The following is a 20,963-nucleotide window of genomic DNA, read 5'->3' on the forward strand; positions in this document are numbered from 1 at the left end:
GGCCGGATGCCCGGCCAGTACCGCGTCGATCTCGCCCAGTTCGATCCGGAAGCCCCGGACCTTGACCTGCTGATCGGATCGACCCATGTAGGCGATCTCGAAGACGGTCCGGCCGTCGGGCTTGGCCACCTCCACCCACCGCACCACGTCGCCGGTGCGGTACATGCGGACGCCTTCGCCGGCATAGGGATTGGCCACGAACCGATGCGAGGTGAGATCGGGTCGACCACGGTACGCACGCGAGACACCCGGTCCACTGATGTACAGCTCCCCCGGCACGCCGGCGGGGACAGGACGTAGGCGGCCGTCGAGGACAAGCGCTTCGACACCGGCGACGGGGCCGCCGATGGTGACCGGTTCACCCGGCACCATGGGATCGCTGATGTTCGTCATGATCGTGGTCTCGGTCGGACCGTAACCGTTGTAGAGGCGACGGCCGGGAGCCCAACGGTCCACCAGGTCACTCGGGACGGCTTCGCCGCCCGCGACCACGTCGGAGAAATGCGGCAACTCGGTCGGATCCACCGACGCCAGCGCGGACGGAGTGATGAAGGCGTGTGTCACGCGGTTGTCGGCGAGCAGCTCTCGCAGTTCCTCGCCACCGTAGACACCGGCAGGCACGATCACCATCGTGGCGCCCGCACCGGCCGCGAGCAGCAGCTCGAGGATCGATGCATCGAAGCTCGGCGAGGCGAAATGCAGTGTGCGCGAGTTGCTGTCGGTGTTGTAACGACGATGCTGCTCAGCGTTGAACGCAGCCAGCCCGCCGTGGGTCACCTCGACGCCCTTGGGCTTTCCGGTGGTACCCGAGGTGTAGATGATGTACGCGCAATTGGCCGTGAGGACCGGCGCGCGGCGCTCGTCGGCGCCGATGCGGCCGGCCGGATGGCGGTGCAGGACCGGGTCGTCGATGTCGAGCCAGGCAATGGTCTGCGGCAACCTGACGGCATCGACCCGCCTGGTGAGGCCGATCGTCGCGCCCGAATCGGTCAGCATGTGCTCGACGCGGTCGGCCGGGTAATTCGGGTCGACGGGAACGAAGGTGGCACCCGACCGAGCCACCGCCCAGACCGCGAGCACCGATTCGATGCTGCGGGTGATGCCGAGCGCAACGACGTCTTCGGGGCCGAGACCACGCGAGATCAACTCGCGGGCAAGCCGATTGGAGCGATCGTCGAGGTCGCGGTACGTCATGCTCTGCCCGCCGCACACGAGAGCGACACCGTCGGGGTTCATGTCCACCGCGGCATCGAGCAGCTCACCGAGCGTGGCCGGCGGCACCGGATCGACACCTCGGACCGGTACCAGATCGGCCATCGCCTTGTCGTCGAGCAAACCGATCTCGCCCAGTACCGCACCGGGATCGGCGACCAATCCCTCCAGTACCCGGACGAGACGCTCGGTCAGCGACGCGGCCGTGGAGCCGTCGAAGATGTCGGTGGCGTAGCCGAGGAAGCCCGCCATGCCTGCCGGTTTCCCGTCGTCGTCCCACTGCTCGGTGAACTCGAAGGCGAGGTCGAACTTGCTGAACTCGGTGTCCACCGCACCGGGGGTCACCGTGAGGCCTTCCACGTCGAGGATCGGCCGCGCATTGTTGTTCAGCCCGAAGATGACCTGGATGAGCGGGGTGTGGGCCGTCGACCGGTGCGGTGTGAGCGCGTCGACGATCTGCTCGAAGGGCACATCGCTGTGGACGAAGGCGTCGAGATCCCGCGTGCGCACCTCGGTCAGGAAGTCGGCGACGGTCCGGTCCAGCGGTACCTGCGTCCGCAAGACGAGTGTGTTGACGAACATGCCGACCAGCGCGTCGAGCTCGGGGGCTCCGCGTCCGCCGATCGGAGTACCCAGGGCGACATCGTTGTCCGCTCCGGAACGGGCGAGCATCACCGCCAGGGCGGCGTGGATGACCATGAAGTTCGAGAGGCCGTGGGCACCGGCGAGCGCCACGACGCGCTTGTGTAAGCCCGGCGGCACGAAGAACAGGTGGCTGGCCCCGACACCGCTGCGCGTGTTGGCACGCGGGCGGTCGGTGGGCAGCCCGATGACCTCGGGCAGTCCGGCGAGGTTCTCCCGCCAGAAGTCGAGCTGGGTCGTCGCCAGGCTGCCCGGCGCGGCACCGCTGCCGAAGTTCTGTTGCTGCCAGATCGCGAAGTCGGCGTACTGCACCTCCAACGGAGCCCAACCGGGCGCGCGACCTTCACGGCGAGCCTGGTAGGCGGTCAGCAGGTCGGTGGCCAGAGGACGCATCGACAGACCGTCCGAGGCGATGTGGTGCACCACGATCACCAGCAGGTGCTCTTCGGCTGCGCCCGGCTTCGGCGACTCCGGTTCGATCCGCCAGAGAGCTGCCCGGAATGGCACGGTCTTGGTGACGTCGAAACCGATACGGGCGAACGCCTGTAGCCGCTCCCACACCTCGCCCTGCGGAATCGAATCGAGACGCAACGGCGGAAGCGCGTCCATGATCGGGATGATGCGCTGTTCCGGTCCCTCGGGGCTCTCGGGGTAGATCGTCCGGATGACCTGCTGCCGTTCGACGAGGTCGACGAGGGCAGCGCCCATCGCCTCCACATCGAGATCTCCGGTGAGCAGCAAGGTCATCGGGATGTTGTAGGCGCCCGACTCCTGGTCGTAGCGGTTGATGAACCAGAGCCGCTGCTGCGCCAGGGACAACGGAATGCGTTCGGGCGTGGGGCCTTCGGGCTTCACGAATCGGGCAGGGGCTCGGCCGGTCGCGACCACACCGTCGGTGCGGCGCTGTTCGATCAACTCTGCGAGCTCGGCGGGACTCTGCTTCTCGAAGACGTCGCGCAGACCGACGGCCGTTCCGAGGGCATCGGAGAGTCGGGTGGCGAGCCGCGCTGCGCTCAGCGAGTTGCCGCCCTGCTCGAAGAAGGACGCCGTTGCGCTGATCCGCTCGGCACCGACCGCGTCGGCGAACACACCGGCGATGATCTCCTCGAGCGGCGTGCGCGGCGCGACGAACGACTCTTCTGGGGTCTGCCCGAACTCGGGTTCGGGCAGAGCCTTTCGGTCCACCTTGCCGTTCGGATTCAGCGGCAGGGCATCGAGGATCACGATGGCCTCGGGGACCATGTAGTCGGGCAGCACCTTGCCGAGCGTGGCCCTGATCTCGCCGGCATCGAGGTCGGCGGAGCCTGCGACGTGGGCCGCGAGCCGGCGGTCGGATGACTCGCCGTGCGCGGAGACCACGGCCTGCCGGATTCCGGGGATCGCTGTCAGTGCGGACTCGATCTCCCCCAGTTCGATACGCAGTCCGCGCACCTTCACCTGGAAGTCGCTGCGGCCGATGAACTGTGCGTCACCGTTCGGTAGCCGGCGGACCAGGTCACCGGTGCGGTACATCCGTGCGCCGGGTTTGCCGTAGGGGTCGGCGACGAAACGCGCTGCGGTGGTGTCGAACATGCCGCCGTACCCGCGGGCGGGAGCGATCCCGCCGATGTACAACTCGCCGACCACTCCGACCGGGACCGGCCGCAGCCGTCCGTCGAGAACCTTGTGGGTCACGTTCGGGATGGACCGTCCCAGTGTGATCGGGCCGATGTCGCGGACCTCGTCGCCGACATTCGGTGCGTGGTCGGCCATTTCGACGGCCGTCGCCGAGCTGGTGGCTGCCGTCTCGGTCGGCCCGTACGTGGACAGCAGGTGCGTGTCGGTGCCCAGCAAGGTCCGGTAGGCCCGCGGCGGCAGGACCTCACCGCCGGCGGTGACGTTGGCAATGCTGGTGACGACCCGGTGCTCGTCGAGCTCCACCAGGAGCTCGAGCGCGCTGGGGGCGACGTTGAACAGGTCGATCTTCTCGGACGCGATGATGCCGAGGATCTCCTCGGGATCGAACCCCTCCGTGGCCAGGCGGATGACACCACCGACCCGCAGTGCGAGCCAGATGTTCTTCTGCGTCATGTCGAATCGAGGCGATGACGCGATCAGAACGGTGTCACCGTCCTCGAACGTGACCTGGCCGCGATACCAGTTCCACATGTTGAGCAGCCCGGCCGCGGGTACGAGAGTCGGCTTGGGCCTGCCGGTCGATCCAGACGTGGTGATGACGTAACCCAGTCGACTGCCGGCACCGGGTTCGGTCCAGCGGTCCGGTAGTGCTGTGCCATCCAGCCGCCGCAGCCGCTCCTCGGTCGTGCTGTCGCCCAATTCGATCAGGAGCGCACCGGTAGCCGCGATCCGGGTGCGGAGTTCGTCCGTGATGGCGTTCTGACTGGCGACCACCACCGTGGCGCCGGTGTCCTCGATGACCGAGCCGGCACGTTCGGCAGGCGCACCCGGGTCCAGAGGCAGGTATGCCGCGCCCGCCTTCCAGGCGGCGAGCATTCCCAACACCCAGTTCGCCGACCGTGGGGTGAGCAGGCCGACCACGTCGTCTGGACCGATGCCTTGTGACATCAGTTCGCGGGCAAGACGATTGGCACTCTCGTCGAGTTCGAGACGGGTGTATGACACCTCGGGGCTGCGCACGGCAAGTGCACCCGGATGTTCGCGAACACGCTCGTCCCACTCGGTCAGCGGCGTGGCGACCAGACCCTGCTCCGGCCCGGCTGGGCCGTCTGCCGCGGGCGCCGTTGTCGTACGGTAACGCTCGAGCGAGCGGCCGCCCACCAACCGCGCGGCGTCGGCGATGACGGTGTCCAAGACGGTGGCAAAGCCCTCGGGCGCCAGCATGATCGTCGGCACCAGTCCACTGAGCACCACCGAGGCGATGGCATCGGAATCCATACCGCGCTCGGTCAGCGGACCCGACAGCTGCGAGAAGCGTTCGTTGAAGTCGCGGTACGTGATCCGAGTGCCGTCGTGATCCACGGCGACCGCATCGGGGTCGATGTCGACAGCCGCGGCGAGGAGCGCTGCGAGGTCGCGCGCCGTGTACTTCGCCGGCTCGGGTTCCGGCTCGAAAGCGGGTTCGGAGTCCAGCCGCTCGGCGTCGGTGAGAATATCCACATCGCCGATCACGGCCTCGGAGTCCTCTGCGACGGCGCGAGCGAGGATCACCAGGCGCTCGGCGATGGTCGCAACGGTGTCGCGATCGAAAACGTCGCTCGCATAGGTGATCCGGCCCGTCAGGGTGCGTTCACCGGTTTCGCCCACGGTCTTGTCGTCGAGCGTGAAGGTGAGGTCGAACTTCGCACCGGTGGCCATGTCCGAGACAACACCGACGCTCAATCCGGGCAGATCCACCCGCGCTGTCTCGTTGTTCTCGAACGAGAGCAGCACCTGGAACAACGGCGAGTGCGAGCTCTGCCGCTTGGGCACGAGAGCACCGACAACGTTCTCGAACGGGATGTCGTCGTTGGCGAACGCATCCAGATCGGCGGCGCGAACGCGCGACAAGAGGTCGTCGAAGCGGTCCCCGGCGTCAACCCGGGTGCGCAGGACAACGGTGTTGACGAACATCCCCACAAGCGGTTCGAGGTCGGCGTGGTCGCGGCCCCCGACAGGGGTACCGACCGTGATGTCGTCTGAATTGGACAGCCGGGCAAGCAGTGTGGCGACGAGCGAGTGCACCACCATGAACAGCGACGCCTGGTTGCGTTGGGCCAGTTCGTTGAGGGATCCCACGATGTCCGCCGGGATCTCCAGTGGCACAGCGCCACCCTGCATCTCCCGGCGCATCGGGCGCGGACGGTCCAGCGGCAGTTCCATGACCTCTGGAACACCGGCCAGCGTCGACCGCCAGAACTCGAGCTGCTTGCCTGCCGTTGTCGCCGGATCGTCAGGCGAACCGAGGACACCGCGTTGCCACGCGGCGAAGTCGGTGTACTGCAACGGCAGTGCCTCGAAGTGAGGTTCGGATCCCGAGCTGCGAGCTGCGTAGGCGATGACCAGGTCACGGGCCAGTGGTGCCATCGACGCGCCGTCGGCGACGATGTGGTGGACGATCACGATGAGCAGGTGGTCGTCGCCGGACCGGAGCAACCGGGCGCGCACAGGCGGCTCGGCGGTGACGTCGAAGCCGTTACCCGCGAACTCGGTTGCGGCAGCGAACATCGCATCGGTGTCGGCCACGTCGACGGGCTCGAGATCGACTGTTGCCTCTGACAGTGGCAGCACTTGCTGGTACGGACCGTCCGGCGTATCCGGGAAGATCGTCCGCAGCGACTGCTGGCGTTCGAGTACATCGCCCATCGCGGCACGCAGCGCGCCGATGTCCAGCGCACCCTTCAGCGTGAGGGGCAGCACGATGTTGTACGCGGGCGAGCCTGCATCCATGCGGTTGAGCAACCACATCGCCTGCTGCGACAGCGACAGTGGCGGCCGTTCGCCGGCGATCCCCGGCACCAGCGCCGGCGTGGCGTCCTGGCCCGCAGTGCCCGGGTCGGTCTGGTCGAGTCGTGCGGCCAGCGACTCGACGGTCGGGTTCTCGAAGATCTCGCGCACCGCAACACGCCGACCGACGAGGCTGCTGATTCGGGCGACCGCCTTGGTGGCGACGAGTGAGTTGCCACCGAGATCGAAGAAGGAGTCACCGACACCGATCGAGGGCAAACCCAGGACCTCGGCGAAGATGTCAACGAGAGCGCGCTCGGTGTCCGTGGACGGCTCGGCCCCGCCACCGATCAACGCCTCGAGGTCGGCTTCGGGCAGGGCGGCACGATCGAGCTTTCCCGAACGAGTCAACGGGATCTCGTCGAGGAACACGATTGCGCTCGGCACCATGTGCGACGGCAACCGCTGCCCGACGAACTCGCGAACCTCCCTGGCGTCCAGCGGTTGTGAGGCAAGCACATGTGAGACCAGCGCCGTCACACCGGATGGCAGTTCGGCGCCCGAGGTCGCCGCGAAGTCGATCCCCGGATGCGCAGCGAGCGCCGCATCTATCTCACCCAGCTCGATGCGGAAGCCACGAACCTTCACCTGGAAATCGCTGCGGCCGATGTACTCGACCTCGAGTCGGTCATCACGCCGGACCCACCGGACGACGTCGCCGGTGCGGTACATCCGCGCACCCGGCTCGCCGTGGGGGTTGGCGATGAACCGGTCAGCGGTCAGCGACGGCCTGCGGTGATACCCACGCGCCATCGCCGGCCCACTGAGGTAGAGCTCGCCGTCGACGCCGACGGGAACCGGTTGCAAGCGATTGTCGAGGATCAGCGACGTCAGGCCGCGGACCGGCGAACCGATGGTGATGCGCTCACCCGGCCGCATGGGTCCGGCTATGTCGGCGAAACATGTTGTCTCGGTGGGGCCGTAGCCGTTGAACATGCGGCGGCCTGGCGCCCAGCGATCTACCAGCTCAGGCGGGCAAGCCTCGCCGCCGACGACAACCGATTCGAATGCGTCGAGTCCGGCCGGATCCACCGACGCCAGTGCTGCCGGGGTGATGAAGCCGTGGGTGACCCCATACTGGGCCAAGAAGTCGTGCAGTTCGTCGCCGCCGTATACCTCGGTCGGCGCGATCACCATGGTCGAGCCGTTGGCGAGCGCGAGCAGCACCTCCAGCACGGAGGCGTCGAAGCTCGGCGACGCGAAGTGCAGTGTGCGCGAGTGCTCGGTCAGGACAAAACGATCCGCTTGTTCGTGCAGCAGGTTCGAGAGACCACCGTGGGTGACGGTCACACCCTTGGGCACTCCCGTGGTTCCCGAGGTGTAGATCATGTACGCCGTGTTGGCCACGCGGATCGGTGCGATGCGTTCGCCGTCGCTCAACACGGCAGTCGACTGTTCTGCGACCACCGCGATGGCCTCGTCCGAATCGAGCTCCAGCCACTCGACGGTGTCGGGACGTTCGGCACGCCACGCCGAGGTGGACAGGCCGTACACCGCCGCGGAGTCACGCAGCATGTGCTCGATGCGTTCGGCCGGGTAGCGCATGTCCACCGGCAGGTAGCCCGCCCCGGTCTTGGCGACCGCCCACAGCCCCACCATGAAGTCGATGGACCGGCCCATGCCCAGAGCGACGATCTGTTCCGGCCCGATCCCCCGCGAGATCAGAAGACGCGCAAGGGCATTCGAACGCTCGTCCAGCTCGCGGTAGGTGATCGACCCGGACGGCGAGACCGCGGCATCGCGTTCACCCGCCGCTGCCACCGCTGCGTCGAGGAGTTCCGGCAACGTCGCGAGGCCGGTGGTTCCGACACCGCTCTGACCCAGTAGTTCGGCACGCTGGTCGGCATCGAGGATGTCGACATCGCCGACACGCACACCGGTGTCGGCAGCAACCTGTCCGAGCACCCGGACCATCATGTCCAGGATCGCTTCGGCCTGCTCGCGCTCCACGATGCCCGGAAGGTACTTCGCCGACAGTCGCAGGCCCGGATCGGACATGGCGATCAGGGTCAGCGGGTAGTGCGTGGCGTCGAGGACATCTGCGTGGTCGACCCGCAGCCCGTCGATGTCCGCAGCCGCGGTCAGCGCAGACCGGTCGAGTGGGTAGGACTCGTAGACCATCATGGTGTCGAACAACGAATCGACGTCTGTCTCGCCCAGGATCTCGGCGAGGCCGACCGTGTGATGGTCGAGCAACTCAGCCTGTTCCTGCGCAACACGTTTGATCAGCCTGCCGAGGTCGGCGGCCGCTTCGAGCTGGATCCGCACGGGCAAGGTGTTGATGAACAGGCCGAGCATCGATTCGATGCCGGCCACCTGCGGAGGCCGTCCCGACACCGTGGTCCCGAAGACGATGTCGTCGCGGCCGGTCAGGCGGGCGAGCACCAGCGCCCACGCGGACTGGAGGACGTTGTTGACGGTCACCCCTGATTCACGGACGAACTCGGTCAACCTCGTCGACAACGCCTCGTCGAGCACGACATCCACCTGACGCGGCACCTGACCTGCGCCGTGGGTGTCGGCGCCGGGGAAGAGCAGGGTCGGTTCGTCGATACCGTCGAGAGCGCGCGACCAGGCGGCCAGCGACTCCTGAGGCGACTGGGAGTGCAGCCACGCCAGGTAATTTCGGTACGGGCGCGGCGAGATCAGGGTCTGCGCACTGCCGCCGGCCTGATAGATGGCCAACAGATCGGTCATGAAGATCGGCATCGACCAGCCGTCGAGCAGAATGTGATGAAGCGTCACCACGAACCGGTGGACCGAATCGCTCTGCCGGATGAGCGTGAAGCGGATCAGCGGCGGCCGGTCCATCGCGAAAGGCATGACGCGCTCGGCGTGCGTGAGCTCGGTCAGCCGGGCCTCGCGATCAGCCGGGTCCAGTCCGGTCAGATCATGGTCGGTCCAGGGCGTCGGCGCTTCCGACGGGATGACCGCCACGGCGGCACCCTCGGAGTCCGTCATGAAGGCACTGCGCAGGTTCGGGTGTCGTGCGATCAGCGACTCGGCACTGCGCCGCATGCGTTCGGGATCCACTCCCGTCAGATCCAGCACCATCTGTGCCGCATAGACATCCACATCACCTGCGGCCAATTCGGCGTGGAACAGCAGCCCGTTCTGCAACGGGGTGAGCGGCCAGATGTCGGCGATGTCGTCGAATCGCCGCTCTATCTCGTCGATCTGCCCCTGCCGCACGTCCACCAACTCGAGGTCCGACGGCGTCAGACCACCCGCTCCCGGCGAGACCGAGTGCAGCGCAATGGATTCCAGAGCACGGTGCCACAACTCGATGAGGCGGTCCACCGACTCGTCGTCGAGAACCGAAGCGGGATAGTCGATGGTCGCCGACAGCTGCGGTCCGGACGCCGACTCGGTCACCATGGCGTTGACGTCGAGAGCCGTGCGTACCGGCACGGCCGCACCACGGGTGCCGCGAATGGCCTTCTCGCCGTCGGGAACCCACGGACCAGATCCGTCGGTTCCTGCCAGGCGTCCGAGATAGTTGAAGGTGATCGCAGGGTCGGGAGCGTTCGAGAGAGCTTCTGCGCCTTGGTCATTGAGGTAGCGCAGCAGACCGTAGCCGACGCCGCGCCGCGGGACGGTGGCGAGCTGCTCCTTCACCGCCTTGACCAGACTTCCAGCGGATTGCCCACCCGCAAGCGCGTCGTCGACGTCGATTCCGTCGGTGGTCAGGAGCACCGGGTACAGGGTGGTGAACCAGCCGACCGTGCGCGACAAGTCGGCGCCGGGCAGCAACTCTTCCTCGCGGCCGTGGCCCTCCAATGCGACGACGAGAGAGGTCGCCGACTCGCCGCGTCCCCGCAGCCAGTGGGTCGCGGCCAACGCGAATGCGGCCAACAGTCCGTCGTTCACGCCACCGTGGAATGCCTGGGGCACCCGGGTCAGCAACGTGTCGGTCAACTTGGGCGAGAGCACGAGCTCCCGGTGCTTGAGGGTTCGGACCAGATCCCGATCGGGCTGAACCGTCAGACTGGGGTTGTCGATTGCCGACGCCACGGACCGCCAGTGATCGAGTTCGTCGAGAAGTGCCGGATCGCCTGCCAGTTCCTTCAGACCATGAGCCCATCGGCGCATCGATGTGCCCACCGGATCGAGCCGAACCGGCTCCCCCGAGGAGACCTGAGCCCATGCCATCGCGAGATCGGGCAGCAGGATGCGCCACGAGACGCGTCGACGGCAAGGTGATGCAGAACGATCAGCAGTCGCCGCTCGGAGTCCGCGCCAGAGGGTGCCTCGACAACCGTGACGGACATCACGCGGCCGGATTCGGGATCGAGAGCATCGGTCGCTGCGGTTGCCGCCGTCTCCATCGCATCGTCGAACGCCGACGAACCCCGCGGCGCGGCAACGGTGATCGCGTCGACGGGCACCTCGGACGAGTCTTCCGCCGGTGCGATCACATGGCGTAGTCCGTTGTCGCCGAAAGTCAGTCGCGACCTCAGCACATCATGGTGCCGCCGGACGCCGGCAAGCGCCCGACGGAGGACATCGACGTCGAAAGGCTCGGGAGCGGAGACCACAACGGACTGCGAGTACGGACCGACGGCCGCCGGTTCCTGCGCCATCCAGCTCATGATCGGAGTCAGGGCGACCTCGCCCACCCCGCCGCCGGCGAGTTCCTCGGCGACCACGGTCGAGCTCTCTTCCCGGGCGACCTCGGCCAGTTCACCGATCGTCTTGTGCTCGAACACCTCTCGTGATGAGAAGTGCAGACCGATCGCCCGCGCACGCGACACCAACTGGATCGACATGATGCTGTCGCCGCCGAGACCGAAGAACGAGTCGTCGAGTCCGACACGGGGCTGACCGAGCAGGTCGGCGACCAGGTCGGTGATCGCGCGTTCCTTGTCGGTGGTCGGCGGACGGAACGTCACGGTCTGAGCGCTGAAATCAGGTTCCGGCAGTGCTTTTCGATCGATCTTTCCGCTGGCACCGAGCGGCATCTGCGGGAGTTCGACGATCGCGTCGGGAACCATGTACTCGGGCACCCGGGCCCGAACGGTGTTCATCAACTGCGCGGTGTCGACACCGTTGCCCACCACGTACGCAACCAGACGCTGACCATGGGTGCTGTGGTGCACCACGACCACGGTCTCGCGAACCGAATCATCAGCCAGCACAGCGGATTCGATCTCACCGAGCTCGATCCTGAGGCCACGGACCTTGACCTGGAAGTCGCTGCGGCCCACGTACTCCAGCGACCCGTCGGCCGACCAGCGGACGAGATCCCCGGTCCGGTACATGACCGAACCGTCCGGGCCGAACACGCAGGGAACAAAACGTTCGGCGGTCAGGTCCGGACGACCGAGGTACCCGCGGGCGACCTGCGCGCCGGACAGGTACAGCTCACCGACCGCACCGATCACACAGGGCCGCAACCTGCGGTCGAGCACCCACGCCCGGCAGTTCCACACCGCGCGTCCGATCGGCACGGTGTGCACCGACTCGGCGTCGACCGCCGAATACGTCGCGTGCACGGTGAATTCGGTTGGACCGTACAGATTTTCGATCTGCACACCGGGCAGCGCCTGGTGTGACTGAGCCGCAAGCTTGGCCGGGAACGCTTCGCCTGCGACCAAGAGCAAACGCAGTGAGCCAGGCTCGATCCGGCCGATCTCACCGAGGAAGAGCTGAAGCATCGAGGGAACGAAGGAGGTGGCCGTGACCCCCTCGGACGCGATCACACCGGCCAGGTACTCGGGATCGAGATGGCCGTCCGGCTCGGCGATGACAAGCCTGGCGCCGACCGTGGGAGCGAACAGCTCCCACACCGACACGTCGAAGGTGGTCGGCGTCTTCTGCAAGATGACGTCGTTCGACCCGATCTCGTAATGCCCTGCAAGCCAATCCAACTGGTTGGCAACGCTGTGATGGGGTACGGCCACACCCTTGGGCTTGCCCGTGGACCCCGAGGTGAACAGCACGTAGGCCAGCGAGGAAGGGCGCAGCGGCGCGATGCGCTCGGCGTCGTCGACGCGGCCCTCGGGCAGCGAATCAAGATCCAAGTCATGCAGATTCAGCGTGGCGGTCGCGCCGAGGTCGACGACGGCACGATCGGAGTCCGCGATGAAGACGCAGAGTGGTTCGGCGGTCTGCAGGACATCGGAGATACGCGAGCTGGGATGGTCGGGGTCGATCGGCACGTAGGCACCGCCGGCCTTGAGGACGGCGTAGAGCGCGGCCAACATCTCGGCGGAGCGCCGGAGCGCAACACCCACCCGGACCTCCGGGCCGACGCCGACGCCGATCAGATGACGAGCGAGCTTGTTCGTCCACGCATCGAACTCGGCGAACGTGAAGCGGCGGTCGCCGTCGACCACCGCGATCGCGTCAGGCCGTGCAGCGAGCTGCCGATTCCACATCTCGATGATGTCGTGCGACGCCACCGGATGTTCCGTGGAGTTCCACTGCACCATCGTGGCGGCGATCTCGGCCGGTGAACCGAGATTGAGCGCACCGACGGGTGTCTTAGGAGCGGCCCGCAACATCTGGGCGAGGAAGTCGGTGAATCGGCGGTGGTGCCGCTGCAGGTCCTCGTCGGCGTACGTCTGCGGGTTGGCTTCGAAGTCGACACGCAGATTCGATCCCTGAACCCCGGGATAGAGGTTCATGGACAGGTCTTCGACGGGCCCGGTGGTCAGGACGTGCAGATGACCGACGACGTCGCCGAGCTGCAACACCGGGTGGAACATCATGAGATTCACCGACGGCCCGAACAGGCCGCGTTGCCCGGTGCCCTGGCCGATGTCGCGACGCATGTCTTCGTGCCGGTACAACTGCCGACGGAGAGCACCGGTCAGCTCGGTCTGGACGGTGCGGACCAGATCGGCGATGGTGGTCGACGGGGTGACGGTCAGACGCATCGGAACGATGTTGGACACCATTCCCCCGGCCCGGCGGAGCTTGGCCGTGTTGCGAGCGGAGACCGGCAGACTCAGGACCACGTCTTCGCTGTCGGTCATCCGCGCGAGGTACGCCGCAAACGCCGCGATGACCGCGGGAGCCGAACTGCCCGACGCGTCGCGGGCCGCCTCGTCGAGAAGCGCAGCGGTGTCGTCGGGAAGCGTGGACGAGGCGAGTCGCGAGAACTCACCCGGGACCGCGCGTTGCTGCGACAACGAGAGCGCGGCAGGCAGATCCGCCGTTCGCTCCGCCCAGTATTCGCGGTCCTTGACGAATCGGTCCGATTCCCGGTAACGCCGTTCATCGGCGATGATCTCGGGCAAAGCCGCGCCCTTGGCGGGCGGGATGTCGGCACCTGATGCGAGGGCGGTGTATGCCTCGGCGATGCGCGTCACCATCGCCATCGCGCCGAAACCGTCGAGCGCGATGTGATGGGTGCGGATGTACCAGTAGTAGTGGTCGGTGCTGATGCGCAGCAGGGCGCTGACGGTCAGCCGGTCCCGGAGAAGATCAATCGGGCGGCGGTACTCGTCGCGCATCCACGTCTGCGCCGCAGTCTCGGCGTCGGGGGAATCGACCAGGTCGACGAACTCGATGGTGTCATCGATGCTGCCGTCCACACGCTGCAAGGGCAGCCCGTCGGTTTCGACGAGACCGAGGTATCCCGATCCCATCTCGCGGCCGACGAACTGCGATGCCCGGGTCAGGGTGTCGAGATCTACCGGGCCGACCAACTCCACGTACTGGGCAATGTTGATCGCGACCTCGCCCAGACTCTGCTGGGCGAACCAGATCCCACGCTGCGCCGCCGACAGCTCAAAAGGGTCGCCGGGCGCATCTGCTGGTACGTCTGAACGGCCAGCACTCAAAATTTGCCGCTCCAATCTCGAACGCTTGCTCGCCTCGGCCTCAGTGACGATGAATTCTTGTATCTGCGAATGTAATGGCGGTGTCTTCGTTGTTCACATTCAACCCGCAAGTGGTCGTTTAGACAGTAACCACGCAGGCGAGTCGCAGATATCTGCCACTCGAATGGCACGCCTTTCTGTGACCTATCGACCAGATTGTCATAGCCGTTACACCGTTGCTTCAGCGGCCCGGATCAGCTCGACATCGCGGTTCTGGCGAGTCCATCGGGCGTCTCCGGCAGCGCAGTCAAGTATAGACCAGGCCTCGCGCACCATCGCTGACGTTCGATCGGGGGCTGTCACCAGGACCGACGAGTCCGGCCCCCTCGTACGCGGTGTGCGTCCGAGGGGGCCGGTGTCTATATCTGGGGGCCGCTGGGGCCGGTGGTGGTGGTGAACTACCCGCCTGCAAGCCTGCTGGCAATCACACGGAGGTCGATCTCACTCGTTCGCCCGGCGGTGACACGCTGCTGGGGCGGTGCCGTCGCGGTGTGCAGTTCGTCGAAGTCGCCGCGGATCTGAGCAAGTGCATCGTCGACGATCGCAGCGACAACCGACCCGTCGGTTTCTGCACCGAGAGCCGGGATGCCCGCGAAGATGGCGGCCACGACAGCGGATCGGTCGTCCATGTACTGGTTCCGGGTCACCGGCATCATCAGATTGATCGCACCGGTGAGGTCGCGGTACGTCAGCGCACGCGATCTGTACCGGACGACCACCCGGTCAGGGGTCACTCGAGTGATCTCGCCCACCGCGGCAGGCAGGTCCACCCTCTGAGATGAAGGCGCCATAGCCCGCTGTTGCGGCCGAATCGTTGAAATAGCCATCTGCTCACCAACCCTGTGCATCTGCCTCGACCCTCAATGGGTCGGCGTAGCTAATATTCACAGTACCCGGGCAGTAAGGGAAGGGAAGTATTCCAGCTGTTACAAGATCCGGGTGTGATCTACGACACACCTGGGGTGTACGTCCCCTGACCAGGGCAGATGGGCGCGCAGCACGCATCGAAAATGAAACATTCGATGCGAATTCGTGTCATTGTCACCGCGTGTTTCGGACAGACACCATCACCTTTACGGTGCTGTGGCCCGCAGACCCGCGGTCGCGCAGCTACTGCTGAGAATCGGCTTCCATGGCCTCGATCAGGCTCTTCGGGCGCAGGTCAGTCCAGTGCTCGTTCACGTAGTCGAGGCACTCGGCGCGCGATGCCTCACCGAAGACCTTGTTCCAACCGGCCGGGATGTCGGCGAATGTCGGCCACAGCGAATGCTGGTTCTCGTCGTTGACCAGCACAAAGAATCGGCCGTCTTCGTCGTCGAATGGATTGCTCATGAGCGGACCCTTCTCCTGTTTCGGTTACGCGTGCACCACGGTCGACACACACCACCGCCGGCGGCCCGTACCCCGCATCGGGTGCACAGACTGCCGGCGGACAGCAGATCAGACCAGTTCGGCTTCCGCGAGAACCATCATTGCCTGTATGCGTATCCCGGCAAGCGTATCGGCGAGGCCGCGCGGGCCCGACACCGCCAGCCCGGGCACGGAAGTCATGAGCGCGACGGTGAGGGCGGAATCATCCACCGCGTCGCTCGCCATCGCGATTGCGGCACCCTGTGCCCGTCCCTTGAGTTCGCCGAAGTTCACCGCGTAGCCCTGACCCACCACTGCGGGCCGATCACGGCCGATATCAGCAGCAGCCATCACGAGCTGCGTGAGTGTGCGATCCTCTCGGTTACGAGAGCCGCGTGCGTCGGATCGGGCCGACGACCCCTTGCCATAGCGGCGGAGCTGCAGTAACACAACGCCCTCCCTCTCAAAACGTGCGCCGAATGCGTTCTTCTCGTGCAATTCGTCGGATGCCTGCAAATAGCCCCGTCCAGGTCACCGAAGCATATCCATTGTCAGGCCATTGAATACCAATTGCCCAACATTCCATTCATACGGACGATATCGCTGCGTCGAGCCGTAGCGTTACGGCCCGTTGGGTGCGATAGGTTCGTAACGAATCATCAGGTGTGATCGCGTCGCCATGGCGACCATGACGATGACGGGACGGACATGCAGGCGAGGCGGGGCCGAGTTACGCAGAACAGCGACGACCAGGACGGCGTACGAGCCTCCTCGGGCGCCCCGTCCGCCTACCAGCAGCCGGTCGGCGGCGGCCGGATTCAGCACAGTGTGGTGGCAAACAACCTGGTCAAGACATTCGGTAATTTCACCGCCGTCGACGGCATCAGTTTCGAGGTGCCGACCGGGACGGTGCTCGGGCTCCTGGGGCCGAACGGCGCCGGGAAGACCACAACCGTCAACATGCTGGCGACCCTGCTGACCCCCGACGGCGGCAGCGCCTCGATTGCCGGTTTCGACGTGGTCAGAGATCGCGCGTCGGTCCGCAAGTCCATCATGCTGACCGGGCAGTTCGCTGCCCTTGACGAATCTCTCACCGGACGCGAGAACCTCATCTTGTTCGGCAGGTTGATGGGTTTGCGCAAACGCGAGGCGAACGGCCGCGCGGATGAACTCCTCGAGGCGTTCAATCTTGTGGAGGCTGCGTCGAGGCGAGTGGGGAAGTTCTCCGGCGGAATGCGGCGGCGTATCGACATCGCCTGCGGTCTGGTGGTCCGGCCGGAGGTGGTCTTCCTCGACGAACCGACCACTGGCCTGGACCCGCGAAGCCGCCAGGATGTCTGGAACATCGTGACGTCGCTGCGCGATCAGGGCATCACCACACTGCTGACCACCCAGTACCTGGAAGAGGCCGACCTCCTCAGCGACCGGATCGTTGTCATCGACAAGGGCCGCGTGATCGCCGAGGGCACGGCTTCTGCGCTGAAGGAAGAGGTCGGTGGCACCTTCTGCGAGGTGATCCCCAGCTATCCCGACGACCTCAAGAAGCTCAAGCAACTCTTGGCCGACATGGTTCCACCGGACCAGATCCGCATCGACATGTCGCGAACCTCGTTGACGATGCCCGCGATCAACGCGACGCAGACGCTAGTGGAGATCGTTCGCCGCACCGACGCCGCCCGCATCGAACTCACCGACGTCGGCCTCCGTCGTCCGTCGCTGGACGACGTGTTCCTGAAGCTGACCGAGTCGCCGACCGGCGGCTCCCCCACGGCGACGTCTCCGGCCACCAGTTCTACGGCAGCCCGGGACCGCCGATGACGACGCTGACCCCGGATCGGGTCGTGTCCTCCGGGAGCGACCGTTCGGTGCATGCCGGCCAGCAGTGGCTGGCCCTCACCAACCGGTCGCTCCGAGGGATGGCCCGCGAAGGACAGTTCCTTCTGTGCATCGTCTCCCCGGTGCTGCTGACCGTCTGCTTCTATGTCCCGCTGCGGACGATCATGGATCTGTACCCCGGGATGGATTATGCCCAGTTCCTGATGCCGGTGATCTGCTTGCAGTCCGTAGGGTTCGTGGCCACCTCCGCTGCCATGCGGGCCGCCACCGACGGCAGCCTGGGATTGAGCAACCGGCTGCGGAGCATGCCGGTGAACATCCTGGTACCGCTCATGGCCAGGCTGGCCGCGAACGTCGTACTGCTCATCATCTCGTTGTGCTGGGCCATCATCTCCGGGCTGGTGATCGGGTGGAGACCGGAGTCGGGTCTGCTCAATTTCGCAGGCTTCCTCGGCGTCGCCCTTGTTGTCGGCATAATCCTGGCGTTCGGCGCCGACACGATCGGCGCCCTGTCGCGAAACCCTCAGGCCACCAGCCAGGCCCTCGCCCTACCGCAGTTAATCCTCGGAATGCTCTCCACCGGATTTGTCCCGGAAGAACGATTCCCCGAGTGGATCAGACCATTCGCACGCAATCAGCCGATCTCCCAATTCACCGAGTTGATGCGGGGATTCGACGGCGGTGAGGTGACCCTGCGGCTCGCGTTGCCCTCGATCTTGTGGGCCACAGGGGTTGTTGTCGCCGCCATCATCGGCGGGGCATGGGTGATGATTCGGAGCAGCCGACGTTGAGCGAAGACAAACGTCCGCCGCAGGAGCCGCAGGTACCGGTCGTGCCCCGTCGCCCCCGACACCGGGGCGACGGCGATGCCGCCGGACTCCAGCACTGGTGGCGCACCGAACAGCCGCCGTCCGGACGACGCCGAAGCCGTCCCGACGACCTCCCGACCACACGATTCGAGCGACTCGACCGCAGCGACGCGGACCAGAGCGATTACGAAGCCCCGGTCACTGTCACCAATCGGACTTTTGTCGGCCCGTGGACACTTCTGTCCCCTGGTGCCGCAGCCGCGGACTGGACTGCCGAACAAGCAGTCCTCCGCCCGTCGGGCCGTGCGGGAGCTACCGCATACCGAGGTGAGCAGCTCACCCAGTTCACCGATCCGGGCGCTCTGGACACCAGCCACGTATCGGCCGAACTCCAGCAGGCCCAGACCGTTCGTCTGGACGTTCGGAAGATCGCCGCTGCTGCTGCGGCCGTCGACGCGGCCGAGCAGGAGTCGGCGGGCGATCACCGCAAGGACCTCGCGACAGCATTTGCCGATCACCCCGACGCCAGTGAGCGCGGAGTCAAGGCATTCCTGCGGCACGCCCGCATCCTCACCGGTCGGCAGTTGCTCGTCGTCACGCGGGACCGACTCACCCTCATGCAGAGCATGCTGTTCCCGCTGCTGAGCATGGTCATGTTCAAGGTTGTCCTCGGAGACGCCGTCGGACAGGCCACGGGGCAGAACAGTGCGTATGGCACTGTGCCCCTGGTTGTCCTGGTCGGGGCGATGTTCGGCTCGCTCGCCGTGGGCACCCGGCTGATCAGCGAGCGGCGAACAGGACTGCTGACCCGCCTCTACGTGCTACCGGTACACCGGGCTGCGGATCTGACGTCGCGTGTCAATGTCGAGCTGATCCGGATCCTGGTCAGTACAGCTATCCTGACAACCGCGGGCCTGGCCATCGGATGGCGCTTCAACCAAGGGGTCCTGCCGGCAATCGGCATCTTCGGGGTCGCCCTCCTTTACGGTGCGGCCTACTCGACGATCGTTCTGACACTGGCGGTTTCGGCATCGAACCTCCCCCTGGTGCCCATCATGTCTCTCATCACGAGCCTTTTGATGTTCTTCAATTCGGGGTTCTCGCCGATCGAGGCCTATCCGGAGATCTTGCAGCCTCTGGTTCGCAACCAGCCCATGACGTGTGCCATCGAGACCATGCGTGCGCTGGCCATCGGCGGACCGGTGGCCGACAGTCTGATCAAGACAATCGCCTGGGCGGTGGGGGCGATCGTGATCTTCGCTTACCCGGCACTGCGCGGATACCGACGGGCTGCGGCCTCACGGACCTGAACCGCCCCTCGGCCGGTCTGACCGGTTCGAAAACCGCCGAGTTGGGGCATTGTTGCCTACGATCAACACCTATGCCACCGAAACCGACGCGATGAAGCAGATCGCGGGGCGTGATGCCGCCTACTTGTATCTCGGCGACGTGAACTCGTCGACCATCGTGTCGTCGTACCTGATGCCCAATCCCGACGGGCTACCGCTGACGATCGACCACACCGCCGCCGTGGATTGGTTACGCGGACGCCTCGATGTGTCGGATCTGTTCACCAGCAAACTGATGCGGCTCCCCGGCGACGTCGGCTTGCCCTACTGGGTGCCGGATCCGGCTTTCGACCCCGCCGCGCATGTCCGGTTCCATGTGGTGCCGGATTGGTCCGCGGCCCGAGACCTGGTGGCGGACATCGCGGCCACACCACTCGACCCGTCCCGTCCGCTGTGGCTGATGCATGTCATCACCGACATCCCCGACGCACCGGATCAAACCGGGTTGTCGACACTCGTGGCGCTCCACTACCACCACGCCGCGTTCGATGGGATGTTGTTCAGCACCCTGACGGCCACCATGTTCAGCGACCTGGAGATCACCGACGAAGTCCGTGCCGCAGGCCGGATCGTCGGGGATGCCGAGAAAACGCGGGCGGCGGCGGCGCGGAGAGAGCTGGTCGGCCTGCCCGGTCATTTCTGGCGGTTCGCCCGTGTCTGCGGAACGACAATCCGCCGGACCCGGGAAAAGGCGAAGACATCCGAGCCCGGGATACGTCGCAGCTGGCCGGTCATCCGGTTCAACACGCCGTTCCGGGGGCCACGAATCGCCGACGGTGTGATGCTCGATCTACAAGAAGTACTCGAGTTGCGGTCACGGGTTCCCGGCGCAACCCTCAACGACCTGATGCTGTCGGTCATCGGAGAGGCGACCAACCGTTACCTGACCCAGGCGGGAGAGCGCCCCGAGTCCTCGATGTCCGCGCTGGTGCCGATGTCGACGCGGGCAATGCGTGAATCCGCCTCGGCGAACCAGTTCGTACCGATGGTGGTCGACCTGCAGACAGCCGAATCCGATCTCACCACCCGAGTCCGATTGATCTCGGCGGAGACGACCCGGGAGAAGAAGCGCATCGCCGACGAGGCGACCCGGGCAGACATCGCGGTGGTGGACGCAATGCCCGCACCACTGCTGCGTCTCCTCGGAGTTCTCTCGCGTCGGCAGTCGAAGTCGACCTCCACTTCCCCAGCGTTCAACCTCGTGGTGACCAACGTCAACGGTGTCCAGATGCGACGAAAGATCTTCGGACTGGAAGTGGTGGGCGGCTTCGGGGTCCAGACCGTGGCCAGTGGATCGACCTTGGCTCACGTGATCACAAACCGCGCCGACAAGCTCGCGGTGTCCATCACGGCCGATCGTGCGTCGCTTCCCGACATCACCGAGTACTGCCGGATCATCGAGCAATCGTTCAAGACCCACCAGGCCGAGGTCGGTTGAGACTGCCGGCCGACGCCCCACCATTCGTCCCCGCCCGTCCAGATCGCGGTCCCGC

The 20,963-nt window shown here is 65.9% G+C and carries 9 protein-coding genes (1 of these 9 cut by a window edge); 4 read left to right on the forward strand and 5 right to left on the reverse strand.

All coding sequences use genetic code 11. The features are described 5' to 3' along the window. The 5 genes from W823_RS37610 to W823_RS37625 form a co-directional block, all read right to left on the reverse strand. Positions 1-10,449: the start of a non-ribosomal peptide synthetase gene (locus W823_RS37610; protein WP_255326141.1), read on the reverse strand. 12,408 nt of this gene lie to the left of the window's left edge; 10,449 of the gene's 22,857 nt are visible here — the first part of the coding sequence; the start codon lies at positions 10,447-10,449; the stop codon falls past the left edge of the window. Beyond that, on the reverse strand, positions 10,365-14,087 hold the full coding sequence (locus W823_RS58695) for a non-ribosomal peptide synthetase (protein ID WP_235189448.1): 3,723 nt from the start codon (positions 14,085-14,087) through the stop codon (positions 10,365-10,367). The genes W823_RS37610 and W823_RS58695 overlap by 85 nt, the downstream gene beginning before the upstream one ends. Positions 14,088-14,524: 437 nt before the next feature. Next, the gene (locus W823_RS37615; protein ID WP_023956068.1) at positions 14,525-14,896 is read right to left on the reverse strand and encodes a hypothetical protein; all 372 of its coding nucleotides are present in this window, start codon (positions 14,894-14,896) and stop codon (positions 14,525-14,527) included. 340 nt (positions 14,897-15,236) lie between these two features. Next, complete coding sequence (locus tag W823_RS37620; RefSeq protein ID WP_023956070.1) at positions 15,237-15,458, reverse strand: MbtH family protein; 222 nt, start codon at positions 15,456-15,458, stop codon at positions 15,237-15,239. Positions 15,459-15,566: 108 nt separating this feature from the next. Continuing rightward, positions 15,567-15,827: a hypothetical protein gene (locus W823_RS37625; RefSeq protein WP_133248690.1), complete on the reverse strand. Its 261-nt coding sequence runs from the start codon at positions 15,825-15,827 to the stop codon at positions 15,567-15,569. A gap of 357 nt (positions 15,828-16,184) precedes the next feature. Here W823_RS37625 and W823_RS37630 point away from each other — a divergent pair, with 357 nt between their 5' ends. The 4 genes from W823_RS37630 (at position 16,185) to W823_RS37640 (ending at position 20,908) form a co-directional block, all read left to right on the forward strand. Then, the gene (locus W823_RS37630) at positions 16,185-17,294 is read left to right on the forward strand and encodes an ATP-binding cassette domain-containing protein (RefSeq protein ID WP_081729673.1); all 1,110 of its coding nucleotides are present in this window, start codon (positions 16,185-16,187) and stop codon (positions 17,292-17,294) included. Further along, positions 17,291-18,103, forward strand: coding sequence for an ABC transporter permease (locus W823_RS37635; protein ID WP_023956078.1), 813 nt, complete (start codon positions 17,291-17,293; stop codon positions 18,101-18,103). The genes W823_RS37630 and W823_RS37635 overlap by 4 nt, the downstream gene beginning before the upstream one ends. A gap of 446 nt (positions 18,104-18,549) precedes the next feature. Beyond that, positions 18,550-19,431: an ABC transporter permease gene (locus W823_RS58700; protein WP_031331715.1), complete on the forward strand. Its 882-nt coding sequence runs from the start codon at positions 18,550-18,552 to the stop codon at positions 19,429-19,431. A 52-nt stretch (positions 19,432-19,483) separates the two neighbouring features. Beyond that, positions 19,484-20,908, forward strand: coding sequence for a wax ester/triacylglycerol synthase domain-containing protein (locus tag W823_RS37640; RefSeq protein WP_152538007.1), 1,425 nt, complete (start codon positions 19,484-19,486; stop codon positions 20,906-20,908). The last annotated feature ends 55 nt before the right edge of the window (positions 20,909-20,963 follow it).

This window comes from Williamsia sp. D3 (genome assembly GCF_000506245.1).
GTDB lineage: Bacteria > Actinomycetota > Actinomycetes > Mycobacteriales > Mycobacteriaceae > Williamsia > Williamsia muralis.